Origin of the sequence: Natrialba sp. SSL1 (assembly GCF_001861355.1) — an archaeon.
Classification (GTDB): domain Archaea; phylum Halobacteriota; class Halobacteria; order Halobacteriales; family Natrialbaceae; genus Natrialba.
Genome location: NZ_MASN01000011.1, coordinates 23,568 through 49,560 on the forward strand (window position 1 = coordinate 23,568; position 25,993 = coordinate 49,560).

Sequence of the window (25,993 nt, forward strand, 5' to 3'; positions counted from 1 at the left end):
GACGTAGGGGGGACACTGCCACTTTGAAATCAAACACGTTGAGTATATCCCTACCAGACACTGCAAAAGACTAATATACAAGGACCAATCGTCGGTAAAGCCAGATCCCGCATCGGCCGGAATTACTTCAAGTGTGGATGTCTTTTTCCAAACTATGTCTGAAGGCCAATCTACACCAGACAATCCTCCGAACCATGGGTGGGAACTCCCAGACTATCTCCAACAGATATTGGCCAATAGTTACTCAACGTTCGCCAGGGACGAGAAACACGACGAATTTTACTATCAGAACTTGGGAGAGCCATCACTCGTGGTCCGGATCCTGTATGTGCTGCATATTTCAGAGTCTCACACACCAGAGACAGGCGTGAAATTAGCGACGATACGATCGAAAATAGGGAAACTATATGGAACATCTATTGACGACACCCAATTGCAGAAACCGATCTACCGCCTCAACGAAAGGACTGTAATCGGGAAGACCAAAGATGGAAATGAGAACGTCGTCTGGTTGGTCAACCCATACGCTGGGAGAGATCCAGTCTCTGCGACGGGGCTTCCTGTTTCGGTCACAACCCGCCAACAGACTGTTAAACAAAAAACGGTCTCGAAGGCAGATTCATCGTCGACAGTGGCCAACGCAGCGTCAGAGAGTAAGAGTTCAAATGTAGAACAAGCGCTATCCGAGACTGGTGGGCTGAACGATGGTGCCAGGAACAAGAAGAAACAAGCACGGGCAGAAGCCAACCCACTCCAAACTGTCGGGACATCACACGCAATCAGTGAAGCGGTCGAGTCACTACACGGTCAGCATAGTACGGGAACCAGTAAAGACGATGACTCGGACACAGGCTACTTGCACGATGACGCACCGTCCGAAGGACCAGACAACCCCATCGACGTTGTTGGACAGACAGTTCTACCAATCCTACAGATTCGGGCGAACGGTGAAGCGCTCCGAGATGGGGTCACTGTGTCTGGAAAGAACGAGTACTTCGAAGGGGCATTTGATGCAGGACTTCTCTTTGTCTTCGTTTTGGTGAGTGGTATTCTCGGGGCGATATATGCACCAATCGCTGGACTTGCATTGGTGCTGTTTGCTGGCTTCTGGCTATCGGTAAGTTTGGTTGCTACCGGCTGTGGTGCTGCAAAAGAATGGACAGCAGTTCCAGTGCCGTGATGAAGGCTTTACTTCCACGAGGGGGTACCCTCTCACTCAGATTCGTCGTCGACGAACGAGAGATCTGGTGATAGAAGCCCCTCCGAGAACCGGAACGTCCGACCAACTAGCGTCTTGTTGTGGTCGTCTGAGTCATCGACATCGAAGTAGGCCCGGAGCGCTCGACCAAACCAGGTCTCGTTTGGCTCCTTGAGATCGGTCTGTGTCCGGTACCACGACTTAAATCGCCGCCGTAGCTTCGGAATCGGGATCTCAGCGTCCTGTTTTTCGACTGTGACAAGCTCAACGAAGGTCTTTGTTGCTTCCTCATAGCGAACCGAGTCGTTTTCGTGGGGCCGCTCCCACTTCGGGGGCTTGTCGAAGATGGTGAATCCATTTTCCGACTCAAATTCGACGGTCGTGTTCTCGAGGAACTCGAACCGAGGTGCGACGCATGGGAGCCGGATATAGGGATAGCCGCTTGCAGCCGCGCGTTTGCTCTGTCGCCGTCGCAAGATTTCACCGCCACTCGTTTCGAGGACCCACTCGTTGCCATCTTGCCGGACCCGAGGCGTGTGGAAGACGAATGAGCCGGCAGGTGCTTCAGCATCGCCTTCGGCGAGGATAGTTCCACCCTCACCAACCAACTGCAGGCGATCATCAGGCGTTAACCGCCAAATAGCTTCAGTCTGGTCACGAGGCAGAAGATACCAAACTTCTTTGTCCTGATGTGCTGCTTTGTCAAGGTTGTAGAGGATCGTCCCCTTTTCGTCAGTGCGTTTGAACGGCATACTGACGGGCCCCTTTTTGGCTTCATCAGTCAGTGACCACAGCTTGCTCTCTGCGTCACGCCGTGTTTCGGTAATGATATGCACAGGATGATCGTGGTGAACAGCCCGTGCAAGGTTCGTGATGAGTGCAGATGGCTTCGTTTTGTTCTCGACTTCAACCTCGTGGAAGTGGATGACACCTTCGTTCTCACTCACGATATCTGGACGCGATTCCCCCTCGAGATACTGCGTTTCGGTTGGGTCCTCACCTGAGATGTCGATGTCAGCATCGAGAACGTCCTGGTCGACAGCGATAATTGTATGGCCGTGTCGGACCAGAAAACGAACTCGGCTATTGACGAGTTCCTTGTGTGGCAGCGATTCTTCGTCGGAACTATCCACCACTGTGGTCGTATCACCGGCTTCTTCAACGCCATAGGACTGCCGTGTTCCAGGGATCTCAGCATCGAGGCTCGTAGTGTGGTATTCAGGGGCGTCAGTAGTGGCAAGCCCGTCAAAGGAGTCTGCGTCGAAATAAGACGGCGAGATAGCTAAAAAGTGCAGCAAGTTGGCTTTCGAGACCGGAAGACGACCGTAGACGCCAAAAAGTTCGCTGTAGCGATCGTCGCTGTATACTCGTCCGGAAAGTAGTGCCCGATACTCGGGATAGCCGGCTGCAAGGTCTTCGATAGAGCCTTGGCGGAGGCTCATCTCATCGAACTGTTCGAGCTTCGAAGGATGGCTCGTTTGTTGGTTGGCGTATCGCCGGTGTGGTCCGATCGGGAGTCCCCAGTTGTCACTAGCTGGCCCGGGGGCGTAGCTCGAGATACGATATTGGTCTTGTGCAGCGAGGTGTGTTTGGAGGTCAGATTCAGTGACGATTCCGTGACCAGTCCCAAACGGAGCGAGCCGTGACGTAACGAGGTAGTCGTGTGAGTCCGATGAGCCCGCCTTCGTTACCAGCGACTGGTGGAGATAGGCGATCCGGTCTTCGTTGAGGTCTCGGACGAGGTTAGCAGTCAGTGCTTTTCGCGACGTTTCGACGGGGTCAAGCGTCAGGTTTGGCGGGATCAAGAGCCGACTTGTCGGCACCGGCATCTCGCCGAGCGGTGCGAGATTGAGCGTACAGATCTGCGCGCCAATTCGCCCATCGAAGTGGTCGTTGACGATGTTTTTGATTCGCTGTGCTCGGGTGTCACCGTTGTCGCCGCTGGTTGAAACTGGTTGATCGGAATCAGTATCCGGCTCCATTTCATCACTGTCGGACTCCGCATCGGGAGCACCATCATCGGTGTACTCTGCAAGATCCACACTGACCTTGCTCGATGTAGACTCCTCCGCCGCTGAGTCACCGTCGTCGTCTTCGTCCGGAGTCTCGATGGCCTGATTGTGGGTGAATGTGTTGCTGTGGCCGATAAGGAAATACTCCTGCTGTACTTTTCCTGGCCACGTCAACAACTCAAGCAGATCGATTCCATGCTCCTCGAGGACGTCTTCTGCGACATCGTTGAGTTCCTGGATCTCTTCAAGTCGCTGCTTCGGATTGGCATGGCCCGGGAACACTAGTCGAACCGCACCAAGCCGACAGTACCGGAATCCGTCGTTCTGGTCGATATAACGTGCTACTGAATCCATCGTGTTGAGACGCTGCTTCGGGGGTGTGTTTTGCAATCAATACTACAGGACTCACGCCAGTGAGTTCGCAGAATCGAGACGGCGGTGTGACTACCGTGAGACCACCCACTCATGAGTGGTGGCTCTGTCGTCGATCCACGGAGAAACATCCCCTTCGTGGATGCCAACCGCTCGCTATCGTAGCGTGAGCAAGTCGTGTTTGGTGTTTTACGTCTGTCGTTCATTGTTGTCTGTTAGCTGTTCGAATCGGTGCTTTGGGGCGACGCACAGCCGTGTGCAATGGCTTCGGTCTGAAGCCACCAGCGTCGGTTCTCCAGAACAGCCGGTCGACCTCGTGCATCCGTCCGTACGGCAACCTCACTCGGGAGCAAGCGTGTGAGCATCCCCAGAAACGGAATTGGCTGCGTTGAGACACTGGCATACCACTGAACAAACGCCTCAAGAAATGCCGAGGCTTCGCCGTCGGCCCCTCTCGAGATGGGGACCGTGTAGGTCTCGATGAACCGCTTGAGAGCACACTTGAGATGGTGCTCCAGTGGCGACAGTGCCTGTTCGTCGTCCCAGCTCTGGGAACGGATCGGTTCGATGAGGTCACTATCGCGTCGGTATGTGACCGTAACGCCAGCACAGAACAACGGCTGGACCGGCAGCACTGGTCGACGAACAAGCCAGTAATCGTCTCGGCAGGCAGCAAGCGATGAGACCGTCTCGAGGGGATACCCCTCCTGATGCAAGACGATGTGTGAGTCACCGCGTTGGAGTAGCTGTGGTGTGTCGTACGAATACGACGAGAGTGGCTCGCTCACTGGGCCAGACCCAAGACACCGATCCCCGGCAGACAGTGCTTGCTGCGTTCCACCGGAGACGCTCCAATACGGCTCTCCAGATCCACGTTCGGTGATGAGCAGCCCACCAGAGTCCGTACCAACGACGTCAGGGACGGTGTACAACTCGACAGTGTGTGGCCCTCGGCGAGCAGCGTACGGCACTGCAAGTACCCTGCGGGCCCACTGAGCGGCTTCCTCTGTGGGTGTGACGACAAGCAGGTACGAGTCAGCTCGCACTGCCGCGTTCGCCACCATGATGAGTTCTCCTGCAGTCTCGACGGCCGTTGTCGACGTCTCGTCGTTCGGGTCAACTACGACGACCGGCCCATCCTCATCGAAAGGGTTGCCCCGGAAGTGGGGCGCTCCAAGCGACCGCTCTTCGAGTTGGTCCGCGTGGCTGTTGTGCTCTTTTAGCCACCCCGACGTGAACTCCGTGAGAGACACATCGGGTTGGATACCGAGTTGGGTCATCGCCGGATGGGGGCCAGCAAGCACATCGTCGTGGGTAGTGCCCGCAGCCTCCCGGTGGACGGTCTCGCGAATAAGCCGCGGTGGAAACTGCGTCAGTCCCGCCGGCCAGTGAGAGCCGTCGTAGGAAGGGACACCATCGAGCAGCCCTGTGAGTGTGTCAGCCGACAGCTCCAGCGTCGGTTCGACGGGCAACGCTTCGTATGGCCCACACGCTGGTTGGCCATCCAAAAGCGCTGCGTACTCGTGAGTGCTGTCTCGGAGTCGAAGCGCTTCCAGGGCCGTCTGGGAGGCCTGGAGTCGGGTGTCGTGTTCACCATCGTCGGTGGTGGTCAGGCCTGGAGTCTCGGTCTGATCGCTTCCGTCGACACCAGTTGTCCAGTAGTGATCGGCCAGACGCCGACTCGACGTGATCGATGAAGGACCGACACGAGCAAGTGAGCATGCTGGAGGCTCCTGAATGGAGGCTGCAAGCCCGTGGCGACCAACTGGCCGGTTCGGTGCCCCCAGTTCGGCCACACGAATTGTCGCCGAAAACTGCGACGAGGACGACTGTGGCTGTAGCAGCAACTGTGACATTGCTGGCACACCACGATCGTGGATGTTGGCGAAGACATCTTGAAGGAACGACTCAAGCGCCGACGATGATGGTGGATCGTCGGTTACAACCAGTCGACTCGTCGGCATCGCAGCACTCCCGATGAGATCCAGCACGAGCGTTCCCTGTTCGACGCCAACCCAGCCAGGGAGTGTCTCTTCAAGCGCCTGCGCGAAGACATCGCCCCCAACAGCCCGTTCCATGGAATCGGAGCCTGCAACACCACGACCGGTGTTGTGTGCAAAACTGTTGCTCCCATGAACCGCTACCGTCGTCGTTGTCGGCGTTGTGATCAGAAGTATCTCGACCGAATTGAGTTCTGGAACCACGTGTGTCGCAGCGGTAATCGCCTCGCACAGCTGTGGCGAAAGCGAATACTCCAGCCGAAACGACGGGTCATCGATACCAGGCAGACAACAGTGAACGGCCCCATGGCGGGCAACCATCGGCGTCACACTATCGTCCGACATTGAGCGGGGCGATTGGTCCATACAAAAATTGGAAGCGATGCGGCTGTGTCTAGTGGTTAGCGGCGTCTATGCTCTAGCTGAACGCCCAGCCGAGGAGGTGTTTCCCGTCTGGGGTTTGTTCGGTCTCCAGTCCGGACGCTTGCACCGCTCGCCCAAACCAGGGTGTAGCTGGTGGCTGGTCGTCGCTGTGCTTCTGGTACCAATTGCTGAAGTCGTCGTAGAAGTGTGCGAATTCGATCCGCGAATCCGGAGTTTCCTCGAGTTCTTCGTCAAGGTACTGTTCTAGCGCTTGCTGGTACACCACTGGACGAGAGTTGCCAACCGCGATTTCTCCGTCGTTGGTGTGGGTATTCTGGCTCATTGTTGGTCGATTACTGTGTGATCTGGATTCGATGCGTCTGCGTTCTGCGGGCGGGTGGTCGTCCGGGGCAGATCACCTCAAAAAGTAGTTGGGAGAGGGGGGCCTTACCACATCTCGAACCATTGGTTATTGTTAATGACTCAACAAATATATGAGGGAGGAATCAGAATATATACGGGTGAAACGAACAGAAAAAGAAGAAAGTCAAACGGAGTCTGCCTATACCGGTGAGACAAACCTCAATCGCCCTTGGGAACTTACTGAGGCGGTGCTCCCAAAATGGGTCACCGAAAACTACGACCTCTCAACGATCTTTCCAACTCTACGGACGGCCAAAGGCGGGATCACAGCTTACAGATACGAGGGCCTGAAACCGCTTACCGTATTTTGTATCTTGCAGTATCTACAGGTAAAAGAGGACAGACGAATGTTCTCGCTGGAGAATCTGGCAAACGCACAGGAGAAATTCAAGGAAGACGCATTCCGGAACCCTGCAAACGATCTAGCAGAGCACGGCGTCGTAGAGAAGGAAGGAGAGGGCACACACCTCTATGGGCTGCCAAAGCACAAAGACGTCGCCCCACCATTCAAAGACGACGTTGAGTTCCAAATCAAGCCAACGGAGGCAACCAGAAACGAAGCCCCACTCAGTATCTTCCCACTCCCGAGCATTTCAATTTCGACAAGGCAGTGGTTGAACCAGGATTGGTGGAACATCGGCTACACTCTGACAGCAGCGGGATCCGCTCTGTCCTTGCTCTTTGCGGCGACACCAGTATTCGGTGGCTTCACCCCAGACCCCATTGTAATGGTATCACTCTGGGGTATCCTCTCGCTAGGCATCGCAATGGCAGTGGTCAGCTGTCTTGAGCACCTGCGCTTTGGCTACGATCTCGCGACTCTGTGAGTGTTGACGTCTTCTGCGACTTGACTTGAGAGATTCTTCTGTTGGCCTTCGCCTGTACCTTCTGTAACCAGGGGTCGAGCACAAGTTATGAGCGCCCGACTAAACCAGCAATGAATCTACAAGGTATCTGTACTTTGCCATACGTATAGAGAGTATAAATACAGACAGATATTTGATGTGAAACACAGGGCGCTGTTATTTCGACAGTGTACTACCGCCGAAGAGGAGAATACGATAGCGAGTATTTGGTGGAGAAAGTGATCATCATAGCTAAACCAGCTCAGTCTAGATCGATCATCAAAAGTGTAGTATATGGTATGGGAGAGTAGCGCAAGTGTCGTATACTACTCCTATACTACTATTCATCCTACCATGAGCTAGGGTGTAGAGGCCCCATCCCAGACTACACTAAATCGCAAGACGTGGCCTGGGTCATACTACTCAAAACCGATTGGATATAATAATAACACTCTCTTTGTAGTTGGGACTAGCCAAACGGGGACCTTATCTTACTTTCCTGAGGAGTCACTGCCTGCTGGGACTCAAGGGAAACTACCCTGGCCGGTGGGAAGGCTATCATCCCAAGTGGATACTTTTCGGTCCTACTCGAGACGAAGCCTGCTGTCCAATGGTTTCGTAGCTGCCCGAATACCCATCATAATACTGTTGCTATCAGAAGTTGTCTTCATAATAGTTCTCAGAATGATGGGTCTAATAGTGGCCCACTTTCGGTTGAGGTCAGGTTCAAAAGCCAACTCAGTGTTGGCTGGCCCCCATGGGAACCATCTGGAGTTTCGATGGGAATCAGTATCGACCTGGCACGGATGGGACTCGAGTTGGGTCAGGGAATCTACCGCTGGTCGGAGATGGAGTGTGAATCTGTTACCAGCAGTTCCCAAATTCAGTCTTCCAGTCCCGGGATTGGACTCGGGTAATCAAACGTGTACTCGAGTACCGCCCACCATCAGGACAGGCAAGTTCTAGAACGAATTAGATAGTTTCTACCTGTAGTTGGGGTCTCTGTCTTCTGGGTGGCAATTTCTTACTCCTTGTTGGCCTGGATGCCTCCGTGCTGGATTCCACGTGACCGTTTGTACGTTACTCAGATCGGTTGTTATTATTATATCCAATCGGTGCTGAGTAGTATGCCCCGGCCCCGTCCGGGGTTTTACTATAGAATAGATGGATTTTAGCCACACTAAGAAGTGATTATCACATACTACTGGATTCTAGTATGTATCTGTAGTTCAGATTGGCCAAGAAAGACACAATTGTGAGTTACAGTCCCGAGTTTCTGCTGTAGTAGCCAACTCCACCTTTGTCACGCGAAAAGCGTATCCGTCGATCCAACTCTGGCTTGACCTGGCAGCAAGTGACTGACGAGACGTACTCACCATTGACATCACGAATGGACGACACAGTACTCTCTTGGCAGACAGTATAAGGCGGTCCAACACGTACCCCAACGTATGCGAGGCGACGCTCCGGAGTCAGATGGCAGCCTCACTGGCGTCGATCTCGAGGGCTTTCGATCGGTGTTCGCTGATGCCGACGTACAGTATGCTGTGCTGTTCGGATCGCACGTAAGCGGAACAGCGTCACCGGCGTCGGACCTCGACGTTTGCGTTCGGTTTCCAGACGACTGTACTCGGCACGAACGATTTCGGCGGCGCAATCAAATCGATAGCGAGCTCCAGTCGTACGCCGAGATGTTCGTCGATGTCAGTGATAGACAGGCGGTACCCGATACCGTCGCGCTGAACGCGCTTCGAGATGGGTGGCTGGTGTACGGCGACGAGGAAACGAAAGCGGCAGACGAACGACGCCTTACACAGCGCGTCGAGGACTCCCACGAACAGCGCACGCGACAGCGACGCGAGTTCATCGACCGACTCGCTGCGGGAGATGTCTAATGGTCGACGAAGAAGTAGTTGGAGACCGGCTTGCGTTGATCAATCAGTACACGAACGAATGCAAGGAGATGAGCGATGGTTCCAGAACGGAGTATCTCGAAGATGTCGTTCTTCAGCGTGCTGTCGAACGGTCATTGATGAACGCGATCCAATCCTGTATCGATCTGGCGAGTCATATCCGGGCTTCCGAGAACCTCGGGACCGCCGAAACCTCACGTGAGGAAATCGAAGCGCTCGTTGAGGCCGATATTATTGCGGCCGAAACTGGGTCGAAGCTCGCGGAAGCTGTCGGTTTTCGAAATCACCTCGCCCATCGGTACGGGGATATCGACCACGACCTCGTGTACGATGTGTTGCAGGAGGATCTCGAGTGGTTCGACCGGTTTCAGCAGGAGGTTGCAACGTGGTTTCAAACTAGGTAGCGAGGCGGATTCCCCGCCCCACGGTTGGCAGGGTGGAAACGCCGCGTTGTGAGTGATGTTGATTCCCTATAAATAACAAGAACAGCACTCGAGACCGTTGTACAAAGCGATGAAACAGTATCGGCCAGCGAAAATTGCGTAGAAACGGGTATCCAGTTACAGATGAAACGATAGCGTATGACCACGGAAGTAAAGATCCACGAGGACGCGAAATCGCGGCTCGAGGAACTCCAGGCGGAGATCCGACTCCAGACGGGACGGAACGTCACGCAACAGGAACTGGTGACTCGTCTCATCGACGAGGCGTACGAATCACGCAGTGACGTGATCAATTCGTTCCGAGACTCGTCAGTACCCCTTTCGGAAGACGAGAAAGAAGCGATGCGTCGTGATCGGTTCCGGTCGGGCGTCGAAACGGACGAGAGCGACATCGACGACGGACTCGACGGATAACGATCTGTATCGGTACCAGCCTTCTCGATGCGGAGCAGGAACTGGGTGCCTCGAGACACGGCGCGGCGAGGACAGCGCTCAAGGCAGTCTACGACGGCGAGTTCGGTCACCCAGACAGCAGTGGTGCATACGTGCGAGCGCATATCCGCACCTTCACAGTAGGAAAAACAGTTATTTGTGAGACAGACGTCTCACACAGTAATGAGCACTGACACCAGTGGTGACGGTAACGGCAACGGGACCACCAAGATCGATGTCCGGGTTCCAAACAGGCTCCTCAAGAAGATCGACGAGGAGTACGAGCGTCGGGGGTACACCTCGCGGTCGGAGGCGGTCCGCGACGCACTCCGCGACTGGATTGATCCACCAGCAAGACTTTCCGATGAAACGCTCGAGGAACTTGTAAAGAGCCGCGAGCAGCGAAAGCAGGGTGAAACGCAATCTGCTGATGATGTTCGTGATCGCCTCGGCGTAAATGACTGACGTCGAGTACACTGAACAAGCGATTGGCCATCTCGAGAACTGAGACCCGCAAGTCGCCGATCGTGTACTGAACAAAGCTGATAAGGCGACTGACTGGACCGAACATCGACTCGAGCGTCTTTCCGGCTACCCATATTATAAACTTCGTGCCGGTAACTACCGAGCGATCATCTCCTGGGATCGCGACGACGATATTCTCATCGTCGAGGCAGTCGGTCACCGGCGGAATGTGTATGATCGACACCTCCCCCATGATGCCTCTGGAAACGAGATCACTGGAACCAGAATTGACGATCCCGTAGAGTGGGACAGACGGTCGTTGGAGAAGGCTCCCGTCCAGTTCGCAACCCTATATGGATAAATCAGTCAACTGAGTTGCGTCATTCGGTTCCGTTCTCACTCGCTTCGATCCACTCGTCACGATTCTCCGATATCTAGGCACTGTATGGAACGTACGTCCCCATCAATCGTTTCATCCGGTCGTAGTTCTCCACAAATGGCGACTATGGAAACTTGCGCTGAACGTGTCGTAGCCGATGACGACATCGCCTCGGTTGTAGCCATCTATTTGCCCTCAACCGCGTGCTCCTTCCATTCTTCGGGATCTTCGGACCCATATTGCTCGTTTAGTCGTTGAACGGTCTTGTGGAAGTCATACGCATCACGGACGCGGTCCATATCCCCAATCGCCCAGTATTCCCCCTTATGCCGAACCAGGTTTGCATCCTCCAGACGACTCAGGACAGTACTGACTGAGCCCTTCTTCACTCCTGTTCCAGCAGCTATTTCGGAGGGTGTGCACGCCTTGTCATCGTTTCGGGCCAGATACGTGATGATCCGCTCTGCGTTCGTCTCTCCTTTGAGTTCAGTGTCAGAGTGTTCGTTGAATGTCTCGATATCAATCGGCATACTTGTCACTAAGATATTTTGAGTCATAACTATACTCTTATCATCAGTGTCACTACATAACTGATGTAAGCACATCGGTTCTCGGAACACCATACTCAGTCACATCGTGTGAGACAGTTCTTGGGGTGTAGACAGAAATTACGATTTCCAAAATCGTAATTTCCAAAACTGAGGTGGGTGAGCCTGCGCCCCCGCGGGAAAAGTGGGAGGCCGATGCTGAGAGTGTGACGCGTCTGGAACCTGACGAATGACAGAGATCAACACAGCAACCGAGACGATCAGACCAGCCATTTCGATAGCTACCGCACCCCAACCGTAATTCTCATAGAGCGTCAACGTTGTCGGGGATGTCACACCAGAGCCGTCTCGAGAACGATGTCTACGAACGCATCAAAGCGACCAAGCGTGATGACGGGTCGTTCAGTGACGCCGTAGACCGACTCATCGGCGGACGGTCGCTCCACAATCTCCGCGATGTCTCCAATGACGCTGAATCGGCTGCGTGAGTGGCTGGCCCTTGCTGCGGGTGACATCGATCACACGTTTCGCATTCCAGCAATGTAATTCGACGACTCGATACAGTGACACTCCGTCCTATACGGGCGAAACGTAACCCGAGATGCGGGCGTCATGGTCCCAGTAGTCCGGGTAGAAGTCGAAGTCCCGGTACTTTGCGGAGTACTTGAACTTCCCGTGCCCGAGTACGCGGTACTGAGCCGGCGGCTCCAGCCCCATGCTGACGAAGCAATCGCGGATTTGGCAGACGAGAGTGTGGCCGACGTGGCGACGGAACTGCTCCCGGGTAAAGCCCATCGGAAGGGTTTCGATCCGAGCGTCAGGCTCGCGATCGATTGGGTCCTCGCCCTCGATAGTTTTGTAGCCGTCGGGCTCGCTGTACATCGTGTCGAGCCCGGAGACGTCCGCGATCGTCAGATCAGTGAACGAAACGTCGGGGTCGAACTCGTCGTCGGTCTGGTCGGTACCGCCACCGATGAGTGACCGAGCTTTGGCGACGAGTCCCTGGCCTTGCGCGTCGACGAGTTCCTGAATGGTGTCTTCTCCGAGGACATCAACCGCTGGGCGCTGCAGTTGCTCCTGAATGGCGTCGAGATCCTCCGCCAGGTAGATATTTTGCTTGTAGACGATGAACTCCTCGTTGTAGACATCGTTCGGGATGTCGAGCACCGGCATCACGTCCGATCGCTCGTGACTGGCCATCTGCTCGTACAGCATTCCGAAGTACTCGTCGAACTGCTCATCCTCAAGGTCAAGGACAGCCATCAGGGCAGCCGCGATGCGGTCGGGGTTGTCCGGATTCGGGACCGTGTCGTAGCCCGTCTCGCGGTAGACGTGCCAGCGGGCGAAGCGGCGGGCCTGAGAGAAGCTTTCGTCTTCTTCGAAGGTACGGTCTTTGGGATCGTCGGGATAATCGTCTGCTTCATGACCCAATATTTCCCCATCTTCCTCCATCACGATGAGGTGATCGTACCCATAGTTGTCAACTAAGGTAACTGCCAGTCCTTCCTCAAACTCCCCCTCAAATGTTGCATCCATCGTTATTTGATGACTTTTTCTCGAATCGAGCTAGTGATCGACTGATCGCCTTTACTCTCCGCGTCGTATTGCTCTTCCTCGTCTATTTCGTCCCCGGAGAACCGCTCTTTGGCTCGGTCCCAGAGGCTTTTCGCACCAGTACTGGCGGTACCGACACCGACGGCCATCAGGCTCGCGGCCATCGCGGGGGCGGCCAGTTCCGGATTCATCGCAGTCTCGGAAAGCCCCTCCTGAAGGGCAGGTTCCATACCCGCTCGGCCGAGCGCGATGGCTCCGGCTCCGATGCCACCGGCGGCGAGGCCAGCGGTTTTCTCTCCCAGACCGGAGTGGACCTCGTCCTCGAGGGAGGTCAGCGAGGACTGGGTCTGTTCGATGGTCTGACTGTTTTCACTGACCTGCTCGCGAAGCTCGCTGACCTCGTCGACGAGGTCACTGATTCCCTTGTAGTTGTTCTCGACGCTGACCTCAGCAGGAGTCCGCTGCACGTGTACGTCCGTCCCCATCCGATTGACCACCAGCGGGCCCTTACCGGAGAGTGCCTGCTTCGCCGCCTCGTCGGCTTTCCGTTCTAACTGCGGATCGGGATCGATCTCCAAATCTGCACCCTCCTGGGGCATCATGCTGATTGTCGCACCGCCATTCTGCTGTTTGACGTGCGCCAGCTCGTGGGCCAACAGATGCTGTCCCTCCGGACTCTCGGTATCGTACTCGCCCGAATTGAATACAATATCGTTCCCGCAGGTGAACGCCTTCGCGTCGATCGCCTCAGCCGCTTCGGCGGCTTTCGCACCAGTATGAACACGGACGTTCGAGAAATCGGCGTCCATGCGCTCCTCGAGTGCACGCTGAATCGGACTGTCCAACGGCGTCCCTCCCTGACCGAGCACGTCAAGGACTGTGTCGGGAACCTCCTCCTGCGTGGTATCGGTCCCCTCGAGTGCACGCTGAATCTGTGCGTCGGCACCAGTGGGTAGCGGCTCGAAGTCGGGCGTGTTCGACCCGGCCATCGCGTTGAATCCTTCAGGCTGGCCGGTCAAGGCGTTGATATCGTTGCCGATGCCCTGATCGACTGCCGCGGTTCCGGTCAGTGGCCCACCCTTCTTCGATCGAGTCGAACTCGAGGAGCGACGTTTCGTCTGTGATTCTGTCGACTCGTCGGCGTCGGTCGACTTCGATGCTCGTTTGCGTGTCCGCTTTCGTCCCATCTACCGACTCACCACGTTGACGGTCGTGGATTCCCGGCAGTGGGTACCAGTCCAGCGACTCATTTTGTTAGAATTTGTAGTAGTATATCTTAATAGTTACCGTTCTACCACTGAAATAGTCAGCCAATCTCCGTCGAGACGGTCATCGAAGTCGAGACGGCGGTACTCGTGCAGGCTCGAACACAACCTCCAAGTAACGGATCCGAGAGTACGAAGACGAATGCGCTTCGCAGTTCGACTCGGTATCACCCTCGTCTTACTCCTCACTCTACTGGGCCTCGGCATCCACTACGGAGCCACCTACGACGAGAACTGGCCCCACCCCTCCGGTGACCAGCTCCAGGAGGACTACGGCGAGTTCACCGGCGACCACCAGCTCGTCTTCGGCGAGGTACAGTCCATCTCCGAGGACACGATGACGATTCACGTCACCGACTCGGCTGACGAGGTCGCGGCCGAACTCGAGATCACCCACCACGACGCCACCGACCGGGTCGACCCCGGCGGACTGGTCCAGGTCTACGGTGTACTCGAGTCCGACCGCACGATGGCGGCCGACGAACTGGTTGTCGTCAACGAGGACGACACAGCCGAGCAGTACAAACTCCTCACCTCAATCGTCGGCGTCCTCCTCGCAATTGCCTACTTCTTCCGCTATTGGAAACTCACCCTCACCAAGTTCGGCTTCGAACCACGACCAAACAAAGAGGAAACACAGGATGACTGAACTCCTCTCACACGTCCTCATCGCGTACGCGCTGTTCACCGTCGCGAGCTGGCGACTCGAGTGGCTCACGAAACGCTGGGTTGCGATCGGGATGATCGGGGCCCTCCTCCCGGACCTCAACCGGATCGGCATGTTCGTCGATGACGCCACCATCGAGACGACTCTGGGCGTCCCCTTCGGGATCGACGCACTCCACACGCTTGGAGGAGTCATCCTCCTCTCCGGTATCGGCGCGCTGGTCCTCACGGAAGCCCACAGACGCGCCTTCGGCGTCCTCCTCGCAGGCGCACTCTCACACCTCCTCACGGACGGCCTCAAAGCCTACGCGGACGCCGAAGCCGGTGCCTGGCTCTACCCGTTCACGTGGTACCGTCATCCGACGCCAAATCTGTACGTCTCTGCGGACCAGGGCGTCCTCCTCGTCACCGGACTCCTCGCAATAACAGTCTTCCTCGTCGACTACCGACTCACCGCCACACAGTCACCCACAGATCCCTGACCACGCCCCAGCACTGGCGGATCACGAGCTTCAGATCCAACCAGAACGACTGGCGGCGGATGTACTCGAGATCGTATCGCAGTTTCGTCTGAGGATCGGTACTCTTTGCACCGTTGACCTGCGCCAACCCGGTCAGCCCCGGCTTGACGAACCAGCGCTTGCGCCAGGCGGGAGCATCTTCCTCTAACAAGACCTCCTCTTCGGTCCAGGCGGCACGCGGTCCGACGACGCTCATATCGCCGCGCAGAATCGACCACAACTGTGGTAATTCGTCGAGATGCGTTTTCCGTAAGAAACGCCCGACGCGCGTAATCCGGTCGTTCTCTGTATCAGATGAGGGCACGGCAGACTCTCCTTCGGGAACCATGGTTCGGAACTTATAGACGGGAAACGTCTCTCCGAAACCAGCCGTACGATCTTGACTGTACAGTACTGGTCCCGGACTATCGAGTTTGATCGCGAGCGAGATCGCCGCGATCAACGGGATAGCCAGAAACAGTCCGGCAAGTGCGAAGACCACGTCAAAAACGCGCTTGAAGAGGTGATCCATCGGGTCCCACGGCTCGATTTCGACCTCGACGAGTTGGCCAATGGTCCCATCCGTCGCCAGCACGCGGTCGGCATACTTGCGATGAACACGGACGTCCACGCCGTGGTCGTGACAGGCATCAAGCGCACCAAAGAACTCGGCACGGTCGGCGTGCCGGAACGCCAGGACGACAGTATCGATATCGTACTCTAGCAACACCGTTTCGAGGCGTGAGAGTCCGCCGATACGTTCGAGACCACCGAGGTGATTAAATGGAGCATCGGCTGACGCGGTCTCCCCACTCTGCTGAAGGGCGAGTCCGCCGTCCGCAGCGGGTTCCCCATCACGGTGGAGCGAAAGCACTGACGGACAGAGATAACCGAGGATCGGCATCGAAATCGACGCCGAAATCCCGTTCATCTGCTCGAGGTCGTCACCGACGAGTAACAGTCGGTCGGGATCGCGAGTCGGACGGCGACGGATCCAGACGAACCAGAGCGGGAGCACAGCCGTGAGCAGTCCGATTGTCATGACGAGTGTCGCTCGCGGGAGTCGGTACGACCAGTTGAAGTAGCCCAGTGATGCGAGTGCAAAGCCGGCAACGAGTACGCGTTTCTGGGTGAGAAAAATCGTATCTAGCACACGGCGGGGCCTGGGCTTGTACAGTGGGAGCAGACAGCCAATAACTGCGAGTACTGTCAGTAGTAACGCCCAGGAGAACGCCCCACCAGAGAGCACTATTACCTCAAGCCGGTTGAACACCGGTATGTGGGTCGTGAAGAGCAACTGCATCGTCGGATGGTTCGCAACCGCAAGTGCGATTGTCGTGAGGGCAACGACACCAGCGACACTCGCCAGGCGGTACTGCCAGCCAGTCAACATTCACTCCATCCCACACCCACGGATCGTATAATAGATTTCATGATATCTTGTGAACATATGTGCCGGAAAGATAGAGACTCACTACGGAGGAGACGTCTGTTATAACAGTGATTCCGGTATTTCGTACTATCCCAGCCAAAGACACACACCTGATAGGTAACCCACTAAAGGCTATCGAGCAACTCAACTCCGAGGAAAGACAGCAACAGACCAGACCGCACATCCAGACACTACGACATCGAGACTGACTCGCCGTTTTCCACGTCGTCCATCGAGACCTCGAGGTCACTGTCGCCGATGGTGTACTCGCCGGGGTACGGCACCGTCACGGCAAACGAGTCGTCTTCGTCGACCGTCACCGTCCGTTCGTACGTGAACGTCTCGTCCGAGACGCTGACCTCCGTCTCGAGTGATAGCTCCTCGCCGGCCTCGCCAGAGCCGGTAATCGTCGCGCCGGGGACGACGGCGAAGGCGGAGGCCTCCTCATCGAGGTAGATGGCCTGGTAGTGTGCCAGTCCGTCGGTCTCGTTCCCGCCAGCGCCGTGGTTCTCGTGGAGTTGTGTCTGTGCCGTCTCAGCCGGCATCTCGGATGTCCCCGGCATGACGACGTAGCCAACTCGGTCCTCGAACTGATCGTACCAGTCGTCCGGATCACTTGCGGTCCGGAACTCGTCGAAGTTGTTCGCAGCGTACCCGTAGTTACGAGCCTCTCCGTTCACGAAGTAGTTGTGCATCCGGTTATCGCCCCACAGGCTCAGAACGAAGTTGTCGGGATACTCACGGTCGGTTTCGAGTGCGTGCTCCTCGATCGCGACCGTCGCCGCAACTTCGGCGTCTCCGTGGGCAGTCTGGGCGCTCAGCGATGGGACGAAGAACAGACTCATGCCACAGACGAGCAGGGCGATCCAGGCGAGCGTCGCGAGCTTTCGCCAATCGCGGGAAACGATAATGCTCGGCTCCTGATCGCCGCCGTCGGCTGCAGTCTGCCGGGCGCTGGGTGAGCCGCCACGATCCGCCACATCGCCTTCTCTGAACGGACGCGGCAGCCGAGCGAGGTCGACCCACGCGAGGAGGTAGACGAGAGCGAGACCGCCCAGAACGGCCATCGGGATGGCGAGCTGTGCGGCGAATCGAACCTGGAACACGGCCAGGGCGAGCCAGAACAGCGTGTAGACGGACAGCAACAGCCACGCCGGCTCGTATCGGCGACTGACGACCCAGATCGCCCACCCGAGGACGATAATTGCGAGGTAGAACGTCGCGCCGAGCTGAGCGAGCGGTTCGAGGATGATCGAATTCTCCGTCGCGAACAGCGACCGGAGCTCTGTCGCACCGTGGTGTTCGCGGGAGAAGACGTCGTCGGCTCGCTCCCGTAATCGAGCCCACTCAGCGGACCAGAGCGATCGGAACGCTGCGAGAGCCACACCGGTGAGCAGCACCTGGAGCCCGACGAACACGCTAACCGGAACCGCGTGGTCGACTCGTCGCCATCCCTCACCAACCACAACGACGCCGAGTGCACCGGCCACGACGAGCGCCGGAACGACGGCGATGAACGACTCGTGCCAGCCCCAGCGGAGGTGTAAGAACGCGGCGAGAAGAGCACTCACGACGAGCCCGCCGATCAGCGGTCCGTTCGCGAGCACCGGCGACACGTCCTCGCGAGCGTCGAGTGCAGCCTTCGTGCCGACGTAGCCGGCTGCCGGGATGTACATCAGAATCGAACCACCCCAGGCGTGTGCCGAGAGTGCGAGCGCCACGCCGAACGTGACGGCGGCGAGCCAGGCCCACGGCGACCGACAGTGGCCGAGCACCGCTTCGCGTGTCGTCGGTGCGGCCGTCCGCCGCCGTCGGAGGTCCATCGCCAGCCACGCGAGCCCCAGCAGCGTCACGCCGAGCCAGAAGTACTGGTAGAGCCGGTGCTCGAGAAAGCCCACGCCCGAGTAGACCGCGTGGACGGGCGTCAGCGCAAGCAACACGACGGACGCGACGCCGACCCGAACGTCGTCCGCCACGACGACAGCCAGCCAGTAGATGACGACACCCAGCGCCAGCGTCGAAACCACAGGCAGCCAGGCAGCGACCATATCAGCCGCCCACTGATCGCCGCCGAGCAGTTCCGCGAAAAACCAGTTCGAGGCGTGGGTGAGCGGCCGTATCCCGCCTGCGCCGTCGGGCATCGACGTCACCACGCCCCAGTCGGTCACGCCATCCGACTCAGCGAGGAACTCGTTCATCCAGTAGCGGTAGTAGTACGGATCGTTCCCCGGCGAGACGACGTACTCGTCGCGAAACACCGAGCCGTAGTTCACCAGCCGCATCACGAACAGGAAGACGAGTGCGCCCGCGAGTGCGCCGGCCGCCCGCCAGTCGACGGTCACGATCTCGCTGAGATCACGCGAGACCGATGTGGACTCGTCCTCATCAGCGAGTTCCTCGCCGCTCAGTCCCGCTTGTACGCCCTCACGGCTCGAGACGCGGTACTCGTCGTCGTCCTTGACGACGATCCCGCGGGAAACGAGTTCGCCGAACGTCCCGGAGTCCAGCGGCAGATCCGCAAACGCCCACGTCTCGTGATCGTCGTCGACAGCGAGGACGGTCTCGAGTGTCGCTGCTCCGTCGTCGTACTCCTCGACGAACGACGCTGCTGCGTCGGCAACTGCGTGGGGAGCCGGGTCGTCGGCGTCGGCCATTAGCCACTACGTTTGCGTGGGAGCGGATAAAGACTGTGAGAAAACACGTACCTGTACCCGTACCCGTACCCGTTCAACGAGTGGCAGTGAAAACAGTCCTCGGTCGGCTCAGTCAGTCTCGAGTTCCGGCGCACCAACCGACGACCCGGGGACCTCCGCTGGTGGGACCGCTTCCCCCTGCAGGAACGCCGTCGCCTGATCTCGGTCCTCGGGATAGCCGACGTCGACGCGCCAGCCCTCCATCCGGATCGCGTCGATCGTTCGCCCGGACTGGATCAACAGATCGATCGCGTCCGAGAGTTCGTACTCGCCGCGGTCGCTCGGCTGAACGAGCCGACACGCATGAAAGATCGCGGGCGTGAACGTGTAGAACCCGGTCATCACGAGATTCGACGGCGGGTCGTCGGGCTTTTCGACGACCTCGACGATTTCGCCGTACTCGTTCGTATCGAGCACGCCGTAGCGCGAGGCTTCCTCGTAGGGCACCTGCTCGACCAGGAACGCCGCATCTGCGCGATCTTCTTGCTGGCGGGTCACCACGTCGCCGAGGTTCGACCGGAAGACGTTATCGCCGAGCATCAGCATGAACTCGTCCTCGACGAGCGACTCGACCTGGAGGATGGCGTGGGCGAGACCCAACTGCTCGCGCTGGTGGGCGTAGGTGATCGGCACGCCGCGGTACTCGTCGTTGTAGCGGTTGATCAACTGCTCTTTCAGGTGGCCGACGACGACGAGCAACTCCGTCGCACCGATCGCGATGAGGTTGTCGAAGACGTCCTCGATGATCGGCCGCCCGTCGACTTCGACGAGCGCCTTCGGCTTGTCGTCGGTGAGCGGCTGGAGGCGAGTCCCCTTTCCGGCTGCGAGAACGACCGCTTGCATAGACACTGCCCACTTCGAACCGGGATAAATAGCCACCACCTGTCCATGCTGGATGCCCGCCAAATTGCCGCGTGCACTCGGATGTGCAGCCGACACTAGGACGACCAGTGAACAGTCACACTTGGCGACGGATTTCCCCTCTGAAAGTGCGACACCACCCTCGACTCGACGGTGACGGTACTGAAACGAGAGTCCTAGTACTAGCGTCTCCAGACTAGTACTAGACTGACTACGATCGCTACTCCGCGGACCCCGAACTCGAGTTCCCACCCTCACCGGCAATCTCTCCCAGCAGTCGCACCTCGTCTTCCTCGGTGATGTGATCGGCGTCGAAGCAAGCGCGGAGAACTTTGTGTGCGAACTCGGGATCAGCGAGACAGCCCTGGCGGTCGGACGACGCAGAACGGACGGTGGACTCGAGTGACTCGAGTTGCTCGGCGAGTGCGGCGATGTCAGTGGCGAGGGTGTGGGTGTCGATAGTGGCGTTGGTCTCTGGGTTGGTAGTGGTGGTGGCGTTGGTCTCTGGGTTGGCAGTGCTAGTGACGGTAGTTTCTGTGTTGGTGCTGGTGGTGTCGACGGTGCCTGCACCCGCGTCTGTGCCCGACTCTGTGGAATCTATGCCGGGTTCCAGTCTCACTTCCTCCTCCGACTCGGAACCTGCAACGGAGTCGGTCGTCTCCTCCGGTTCGTCAGCCCGTGTCTGTGTCTCCTGGCGGTCGAACCGACGCGATTCGGACGTGTTTCCGGTGGATTCTTTCTCGCTGTGTTCGCTCTCATCCCCATCCCCATCCCCAGCCCCAGCATCAGACTCAGGCTCTGGCTCAGGCTCAGACTCGGATGTAGACGTAACTACTCGCTGTCCGGTCCCATCGCCAGTCGACCCGACAGCCGCCGACCCAGAGCCAGCAGCGTCGCTGTCCACAGGCTCCGTCCCACTCTCGGTCTCGCTTTCTGTCTCGGCTCCATTCCTGTTCCCGTTTCCGTTCCCGTTTTCGTTCCCGTTCCCAGTCACCGCCGATTTCTGCTCGGACTCGAGTACCCCCTCGCCATCCACATCATCTGCAGCGCTGGAGTCGGACTCGCCAGCACCCTCCCGATCGCGAGCCGTCTCGACTGCACCGTTCTCGTCGTCGAACAGGTTCGAGACGAACTCGCGTCGGCGCGACCACTCGAAGCCGTCGATCGAGTTCACCCGCTGGCTGATCGTCGCGCTGGTGACGCCGAGCGTCTCGGCGAGTGCGGCCTGCGTTGCGTCGGGCCGGGCGGCGATCTCCTGGAGCGTCTCGCGCTGGCGTGGCGTCAGTGCTGTCGGATCGGTCGGTGCGTCGGGTGTCGAGTCCGTCGAGTTGTCGGTGGTCATCGTCGAATCGTCGGCTGTGTCCGAGGTCGTTGATGCGTCGGCTGTTGGTGCGTCATTCATAGAAACAGGCGTCTCCCCCGCATCGTCGTTAGAATCTCGGTCGGTGGGTGGATCTGCAATGTGCTGGTTCTCGTCTTCGTCTGCGCTCGCTTCCTCCTCTGTGCCCGCGGCTACATCTCCCTCGTTGCTCACACCCACTTCCTCATCCTCACCCTCACGCTCGTCCCCATCCTCTCCGTCTGCCTCTGTCGCTCCCTGTGACGCCGACCTGTCCTCGTCACCCTCTTCGTTCCCGGTAGCGCCACTGCTCGTGCTCGCAGTACTCTCGGCTGTCGTCTCGCCCGGATCACCGTACTCCTCGAGTACCTGCTCGACGATCGAAACGGTTGCACCGCTGACCTCGTCGGCGAGTTCCTCCAGCGAGGCGTCCGGTCGGGAGGCGGCAACGTCGAGGACCTTCTTGTGGAGGATGGCACGGGGCATCCGATTGTGACTGCTGTGCGCCCGGGTAGCTCTCGGTGATGATGTCGAGTTGCTCATTCTCACCAGTGGACCGATGTCAGTTAACGCATCTGACATCGACCGACCCGTTATAACTTTCTCAAATAAAAGACATATACAGCGTATTCTGACAGTCAAGCTGCTGTGGGTAGTATGATGCTTTGTTCACAGCGTCAGTGCAAGACGGTCCGAACGAGTGTCGAATAAACTGGCAACGTGACAGTCGGGCAGCAACCAGCGGCCTCTCACCTCGTACAATAATATAAATGCCAATATTGGTGACGATTTAGCGACAAGGTTTTCAAATGGCTGATACGCCTGTATTACAATAAAACCTAAGTCGTCGTAGAAAGCATTCCTTTACAATGAAAACGTACCCGAACAGTACATCAACTGACAGGACACGGATAGAAGTCGATATACCACCGCAAAGCGGTGGATTATTCAGAAGCGAGGCCACTGACGATATCCTTCTCTTTTTATCAAGGCATCACGACGAATCGTTCTCCATAACGGACATCGCAGAGACAGTCGATTACACGCGGCCAACGATTACAAAAACGGTCGACATCCTCTCTGACAACAACCTCGTCGTCGAGGAACGTGATGGGACCCGGCGGCTCGTACAGATCAACCGCGACCGGTTGACGCAGCCAGACGAACCCTATCTTACTATTCCACAGTCAGAGTTCCACGCTCCGGTGAAGGCGGCAACGGAGGAGTTGTTGGACGAACTCGATGATGTTCTAGCCGTCGTCCTCTACGGAAGCGTCGCCCGCGGGGAGGCAGATCGCCGCAGCGACATCGACCTCTGGGTGTTAGTGCGTGAGAACAGGATGGGCAACCAGCGACGGGCGAACCGTGTCAGACAATCGCTCGAATCGGATTCGTTCGATGCGAACCGCTACGCGTTCGAGATCGATGTCGAGGGTCTGCAAGCCATTCCGAACTATGCGAGCGAACTTCGAGAAGTCCTTCGTGACGGTATCGCTGTCCACCGAACTGACGAGTTCATAACTGTCCGGAATATGATTCTGCACGGTGATGGCGATGAGTGACCCGAACGTTGTTAGGGAGGCACTCAACGCAGCCATTGATGCGTTCAACGAGGAAGGTTACGGCATTCCGACGCGGGAACCGGAAATCGACACGGACGCTGACTGGAAAACACAACTCACCAAAGGCTGTCGTCTCCTCGCTGTTGTCAAGGAAATAGAAAGTGGCGAGTACTATACCGCTGTCGTCGAACTGTGCTTCGGCATCATCGAACGGTCATTGGAGGCGTTTGCCATCGTGGAAGGCAGCGATGAACTGCGCGACTTCCAGACCGATTCACACGATCGGTGTTATGATCAAGCGGCGCGGTTCGGCCTCTTTACACGGGAGCTGACACATGAGCTCAAAAACCTGTATGGGAATAACCGGACGGACAGCTACTACGGCGGCCGCCATCCAACGAAACGGCAAGCCGAAACGATGCATCGATTAGCCCGTACAATTCATCAACACGTTACCGACCAGATTCGTGAGGGCGGCGTCTGTAACTGTGATCAGTGACTATATTGAGGAGACATTAAACAGTAGCTTCACCCGTTTCTGATCGATCACTGCTCCGACATCCACTTTTAGGACCGCAGACCCGCAACCGGTGGCCCAATGAATCGCCAGACGAGCGGAAAGGCAAACCCGACCACCGCGCCGAAGCCACCCAGGACGACCAGCCCGAACACGTGCAGATACGGCACCGGCCGGGAGAGGTCCAGTACAACACGCATCCAGATCGGGACCGCGAACGCGACAACCACGAGCCAGACACCGAGCCCATACCAGACGCCAAGCACCAGCGACGGCCCCGGCCGCAGCACGTACCAGCGCCTGTTGAGCACCGAGACGCCGCTCGCGAACCCGGCACTCGCCACCACACACCCACCGATGAGCACCAGCCAGCCCGCGGCCGTACTCTCACGGCCCACCAGTTCGGCGACCAACTCGAGTCGCCCCGTCCAGACGAGGGTCCCACCAACGACGAGCGCGCCGAGGAGGCCCGCAATCCCGGCGGCGTAGCCGAAGACGAGCGTTCGCGCCAGCAGGCCGTACCGCGGCGGTCGCCCGCGGCTATCACGGTCGCCGACAGCGGTTGCAGCGGTGAATACGGCAACAGCACAGACGAAGGTCACGACCGAGGCGGCGATGCTCAGGAGCTCGCGCGTGTCGAACGGCGGCTGGTCGAGCGTGTAGTGGAACGCAAAGAGGTCCGCCCAGCGCGAGTCGTGCATGGCCGTCAGTTCGGACTGGAACACGGGAGTCACGTAGTGAACGTCCGGGAACAGCCCCCAGAGCCCGCCGAGGACGACCAGCCAGAGGTGGCGGCGCGTGAGATAGCCACGAAGCGCAAGTGGTCCCGCTGCGAAGAGGACGAGCGTCGCGCCGGCGAGAAAGTGAGTCAGTGCGGGAGCCATGTCACGCGATACCTTCATTGCTGTATCCACCCGGACAGCACAGACGACCGCCGAATGGACAGTCCAGAATCACCCGACGTTACTGCTGCCGGAACGATAAACGGCAGGGAAGCCTGTCACGTTCGCAGAATCGTCGTCAAGCCGCCGCGTCTCAGACTGGCCAGTACTCCCCGTGTGCCTCACGGATCTTCTCGAGTGCATCGACGAGCGGCTCCGTGTTCTCGTCGAGCCACGCGTAGGGATCACCCTCACCGTACTCGGGCAGGTCGTGTGTCTCGCCGGTCGCGCCCTCGAGTACCCCCAGCGTCGCAAACGCCAGGTGGCTGATCTGGTAGCCGCCCTCCTGGAGAATGAGATACTGGCCGTCAGTCACCGTCGAGGCGAGTTTCGCGGCGCGCGAGCCGAGCATCCGGAAGCCATCACGCGAGACGAGGTTTCGGCCGAGGGGATCGGATGGGCCGGGGTCTTGCCCGGCACTGTAGATAAGCAGGTCCGGGTCGTAGTCGGTCACGATGGGGTCGACGAGGCGGTCGAACACGCGCTCGTAGCCCTCGTCGCCGGTCCCTGGCGGAACCGGTGCGTTGACCGTGTACCCCTCGCCGTCGCCGACGCCGACCTCCTCGAGGCCGCCGGTCTGTGGATGGTACGTCGGATCCCAGGCCCCGTGGTCGTTGTGAACGCTCAGAAAGAGCACGTCGTCGCGGTCCTCGAAGATTTCCTGCGTCCCGTTGCCGTGGTGGACGTCCCAGTCGACGATTGCGACCCGGTCGACGCCCGAGTCAGTATCGAGTGCGTGCTGGGCTGCGATCGCAGCGTGGTTCAGGAAACAAAAGCCGTCGGCGCGGTCGCTCTGGGCGTGGTGGCCGCTGGGTCTGGCGAGCGCGTACGGGACCGACTGGGAGTCCTCAGCAAGCGCGTCGTCCGTTGCGGCGAGGGCTGCACCGGCGGCATGCTGTGCTGCTTCGAACGTGGCATCATTCATGGCGGTGGTGGTGCCGTCGATATACCCGCCGCCGTCATCGGCGAACGCCTTGAGCCAGGAGACATACTCCGGATCGTGGACGCGCTCGATCGCGTTCTCCGGTGCAGGGTCCGCGGTCGTGAACACTCCATCCCCAAACGTGGAGGCGATGATCTTCCTGATGTTCTTGGCCCGTTCAGGCTGGTCCGGATGCGGTTCGTCGGACGCGAGAAACGGCATCGACGGGAGTTTGAAGGCACCATCCGGTGGGGCGTGATCGAACGTTCGCGGGTGCCAGTAGACTGACAGCGACGTATCGTTGCTCATAGAGAGTATAGTACGAGTGAGAATAGCAACCACTATGAT

General features: G+C 58.0%; 22 protein-coding genes and 2 pseudogenes. 12 read left to right on the plus strand and 12 right to left on the minus strand.

From position 1 onward, the window contains the following. Positions 1-154 precede the first annotated feature (154 nt). Positions 155-1,180 carry a hypothetical protein gene (locus tag BBD46_RS02625; protein ID WP_071400211.1) on the plus strand — a complete coding sequence of 342 codons (1,026 nt, stop codon included), beginning with the start codon at positions 155-157 and terminating at the stop codon, positions 1,178-1,180. A gap of 32 nt (positions 1,181-1,212) precedes the next feature. Here the strand turns inward: BBD46_RS02625 and BBD46_RS02630 are convergent, their stop codons facing one another. From BBD46_RS02630 to BBD46_RS02640, 3 genes are all read right to left on the minus strand, one after another. Next, a complete protein-coding gene (locus BBD46_RS02630; RefSeq protein WP_071400277.1) occupies positions 1,213-3,492 on the minus strand; it encodes a hypothetical protein in 2,280 nt (759 codons plus the stop codon). Between the two features lie 305 nt (positions 3,493-3,797). Next, positions 3,798-5,660: a hypothetical protein gene (locus BBD46_RS02635; protein WP_139173475.1), complete on the minus strand. Its 1,863-nt coding sequence runs from the start codon at positions 5,658-5,660 to the stop codon at positions 3,798-3,800. Between the two features lie 340 nt (positions 5,661-6,000). Beyond that, positions 6,001-6,288, minus strand: coding sequence for a hypothetical protein (locus tag BBD46_RS02640; RefSeq protein WP_071400213.1), 288 nt, complete (start codon positions 6,286-6,288; stop codon positions 6,001-6,003). A gap of 151 nt (positions 6,289-6,439) precedes the next feature. Between BBD46_RS02640 and BBD46_RS02645 the strand changes: the two genes are divergently transcribed. From BBD46_RS02645 to BBD46_RS23495, 6 genes and pseudogenes are all read left to right on the plus strand, one after another. Next, complete coding sequence (locus BBD46_RS02645) at positions 6,440-7,195, plus strand: hypothetical protein (RefSeq protein ID WP_071400214.1); 756 nt, start codon at positions 6,440-6,442, stop codon at positions 7,193-7,195. Between the two features lie 1,469 nt (positions 7,196-8,664). Beyond that, entirely contained in the window at positions 8,665-9,108 is a 444-nt protein-coding gene (gene mntA, locus BBD46_RS02650; RefSeq protein WP_071400215.1) for a type VII toxin-antitoxin system MntA family adenylyltransferase antitoxin, read from the plus strand. Next, a complete protein-coding gene (hepT, locus tag BBD46_RS02655) occupies positions 9,108-9,530 on the plus strand; it encodes a type VII toxin-antitoxin system HepT family RNase toxin (protein WP_004213510.1) in 423 nt (140 codons plus the stop codon). Before mntA ends, hepT begins: the two co-directional genes overlap by 1 nt. A 177-nt stretch (positions 9,531-9,707) precedes the next feature. Continuing rightward, on the plus strand, positions 9,708-9,983 hold the full coding sequence (locus tag BBD46_RS02660) for a hypothetical protein (protein ID WP_071400216.1): 276 nt from the start codon (positions 9,708-9,710) through the stop codon (positions 9,981-9,983). A 201-nt stretch (positions 9,984-10,184) separates the two neighbouring features. After that, the gene (locus BBD46_RS02665; RefSeq protein ID WP_071400217.1) at positions 10,185-10,466 is read left to right on the plus strand and encodes a ribbon-helix-helix domain-containing protein; all 282 of its coding nucleotides are present in this window, start codon (positions 10,185-10,187) and stop codon (positions 10,464-10,466) included. Further along, positions 10,459-10,716 (plus strand): annotated as a pseudogene (locus BBD46_RS23495) (type II toxin-antitoxin system RelE family toxin); the annotation flags it as partial. The gene BBD46_RS02665 and the pseudogene BBD46_RS23495, both read left to right, overlap by 8 nt. A gap of 314 nt (positions 10,717-11,030) precedes the next feature. Here the strand turns inward: BBD46_RS23495 and BBD46_RS02670 are convergent. After that, positions 11,031-11,375: a winged helix-turn-helix domain-containing protein gene (locus tag BBD46_RS02670; RefSeq protein WP_071400218.1), complete on the minus strand. Its 345-nt coding sequence runs from the start codon at positions 11,373-11,375 to the stop codon at positions 11,031-11,033. 347 nt (positions 11,376-11,722) lie between these two features. Here BBD46_RS02670 and BBD46_RS21485 point away from each other — a divergent pair. After that, positions 11,723-11,863, plus strand: a pseudogene (locus BBD46_RS21485) (antitoxin VapB family protein); the annotation flags it as partial. A gap of 106 nt (positions 11,864-11,969) precedes the next feature. On the opposite strand, the gene BBD46_RS02675 reads toward BBD46_RS21485, so the two are convergent. Both BBD46_RS02675 and BBD46_RS02680 read right to left on the minus strand, forming a co-directional pair. Further along, entirely contained in the window at positions 11,970-12,929 is a 960-nt protein-coding gene (locus BBD46_RS02675) for a hypothetical protein (RefSeq protein WP_071400219.1), read from the minus strand. Positions 12,930-12,931: 2 nt separating this feature from the next. Further along, positions 12,932-14,134, minus strand: coding sequence for a DUF4157 domain-containing protein (locus BBD46_RS02680; protein ID WP_071400220.1), 1,203 nt, complete (start codon positions 14,132-14,134; stop codon positions 12,932-12,934). Positions 14,135-14,354: 220 nt separating this feature from the next. Here BBD46_RS02680 and BBD46_RS02685 point away from each other — a divergent pair, with 220 nt between their 5' ends. Both BBD46_RS02685 and BBD46_RS02690 read left to right on the plus strand, forming a co-directional pair. Next, positions 14,355-14,861: a DNA-binding protein gene (locus BBD46_RS02685; protein ID WP_071400221.1), complete on the plus strand. Its 507-nt coding sequence runs from the start codon at positions 14,355-14,357 to the stop codon at positions 14,859-14,861. Further along, positions 14,854-15,360: a metal-dependent hydrolase gene (locus BBD46_RS02690; RefSeq protein WP_071400222.1), complete on the plus strand. Its 507-nt coding sequence runs from the start codon at positions 14,854-14,856 to the stop codon at positions 15,358-15,360. Before BBD46_RS02685 ends, BBD46_RS02690 begins: the two co-directional genes overlap by 8 nt. Here BBD46_RS02690 and BBD46_RS02695 read toward each other — a convergent pair. From BBD46_RS02695 to BBD46_RS02710, 4 genes are all read right to left on the minus strand, one after another. After that, on the minus strand, positions 15,329-16,771 hold the full coding sequence (locus BBD46_RS02695; RefSeq protein ID WP_071400223.1) for a sugar transferase: 1,443 nt from the start codon (positions 16,769-16,771) through the stop codon (positions 15,329-15,331). The genes BBD46_RS02690 and BBD46_RS02695 overlap by 32 nt on opposite strands. Before the next feature lie 230 nt (positions 16,772-17,001). Beyond that, entirely contained in the window at positions 17,002-19,464 is a 2,463-nt protein-coding gene (locus BBD46_RS02700; protein ID WP_071400224.1) for an MFS transporter, read from the minus strand. 108 nt (positions 19,465-19,572) lie between these two features. Then, positions 19,573-20,346: a UTP--glucose-1-phosphate uridylyltransferase AglF gene (aglF, locus tag BBD46_RS02705; protein ID WP_071400225.1), complete on the minus strand. Its 774-nt coding sequence runs from the start codon at positions 20,344-20,346 to the stop codon at positions 19,573-19,575. Between the two features lie 238 nt (positions 20,347-20,584). Continuing rightward, the gene (locus BBD46_RS02710; protein WP_071400226.1) at positions 20,585-22,189 is read right to left on the minus strand and encodes a MarR family transcriptional regulator; all 1,605 of its coding nucleotides are present in this window, start codon (positions 22,187-22,189) and stop codon (positions 20,585-20,587) included. 383 nt (positions 22,190-22,572) lie between these two features. On the opposite strand from BBD46_RS02710, the gene BBD46_RS02715 reads away from it, so the two are divergent. Both BBD46_RS02715 and BBD46_RS02720 read left to right on the plus strand, forming a co-directional pair. After that, positions 22,573-23,265: a nucleotidyltransferase domain-containing protein gene (locus tag BBD46_RS02715; RefSeq protein ID WP_071400227.1), complete on the plus strand. Its 693-nt coding sequence runs from the start codon at positions 22,573-22,575 to the stop codon at positions 23,263-23,265. After that, on the plus strand, positions 23,258-23,764 hold the full coding sequence (locus tag BBD46_RS02720) for a DNA-binding protein (protein WP_084777663.1): 507 nt from the start codon (positions 23,258-23,260) through the stop codon (positions 23,762-23,764). Before BBD46_RS02715 ends, BBD46_RS02720 begins: the two co-directional genes overlap by 8 nt. A gap of 68 nt (positions 23,765-23,832) precedes the next feature. Here BBD46_RS02720 and BBD46_RS02725 read toward each other — a convergent pair whose 3' ends face one another. Further along, complete coding sequence (locus BBD46_RS02725; RefSeq protein WP_071400229.1) at positions 23,833-24,684, minus strand: hypothetical protein; 852 nt, start codon at positions 24,682-24,684, stop codon at positions 23,833-23,835. A 133-nt stretch (positions 24,685-24,817) separates the two neighbouring features. Then, on the minus strand, positions 24,818-25,954 hold the full coding sequence (locus BBD46_RS02730; protein ID WP_071400230.1) for a class II histone deacetylase: 1,137 nt from the start codon (positions 25,952-25,954) through the stop codon (positions 24,818-24,820). Positions 25,955-25,993: the final 39 nt, after the last annotated feature.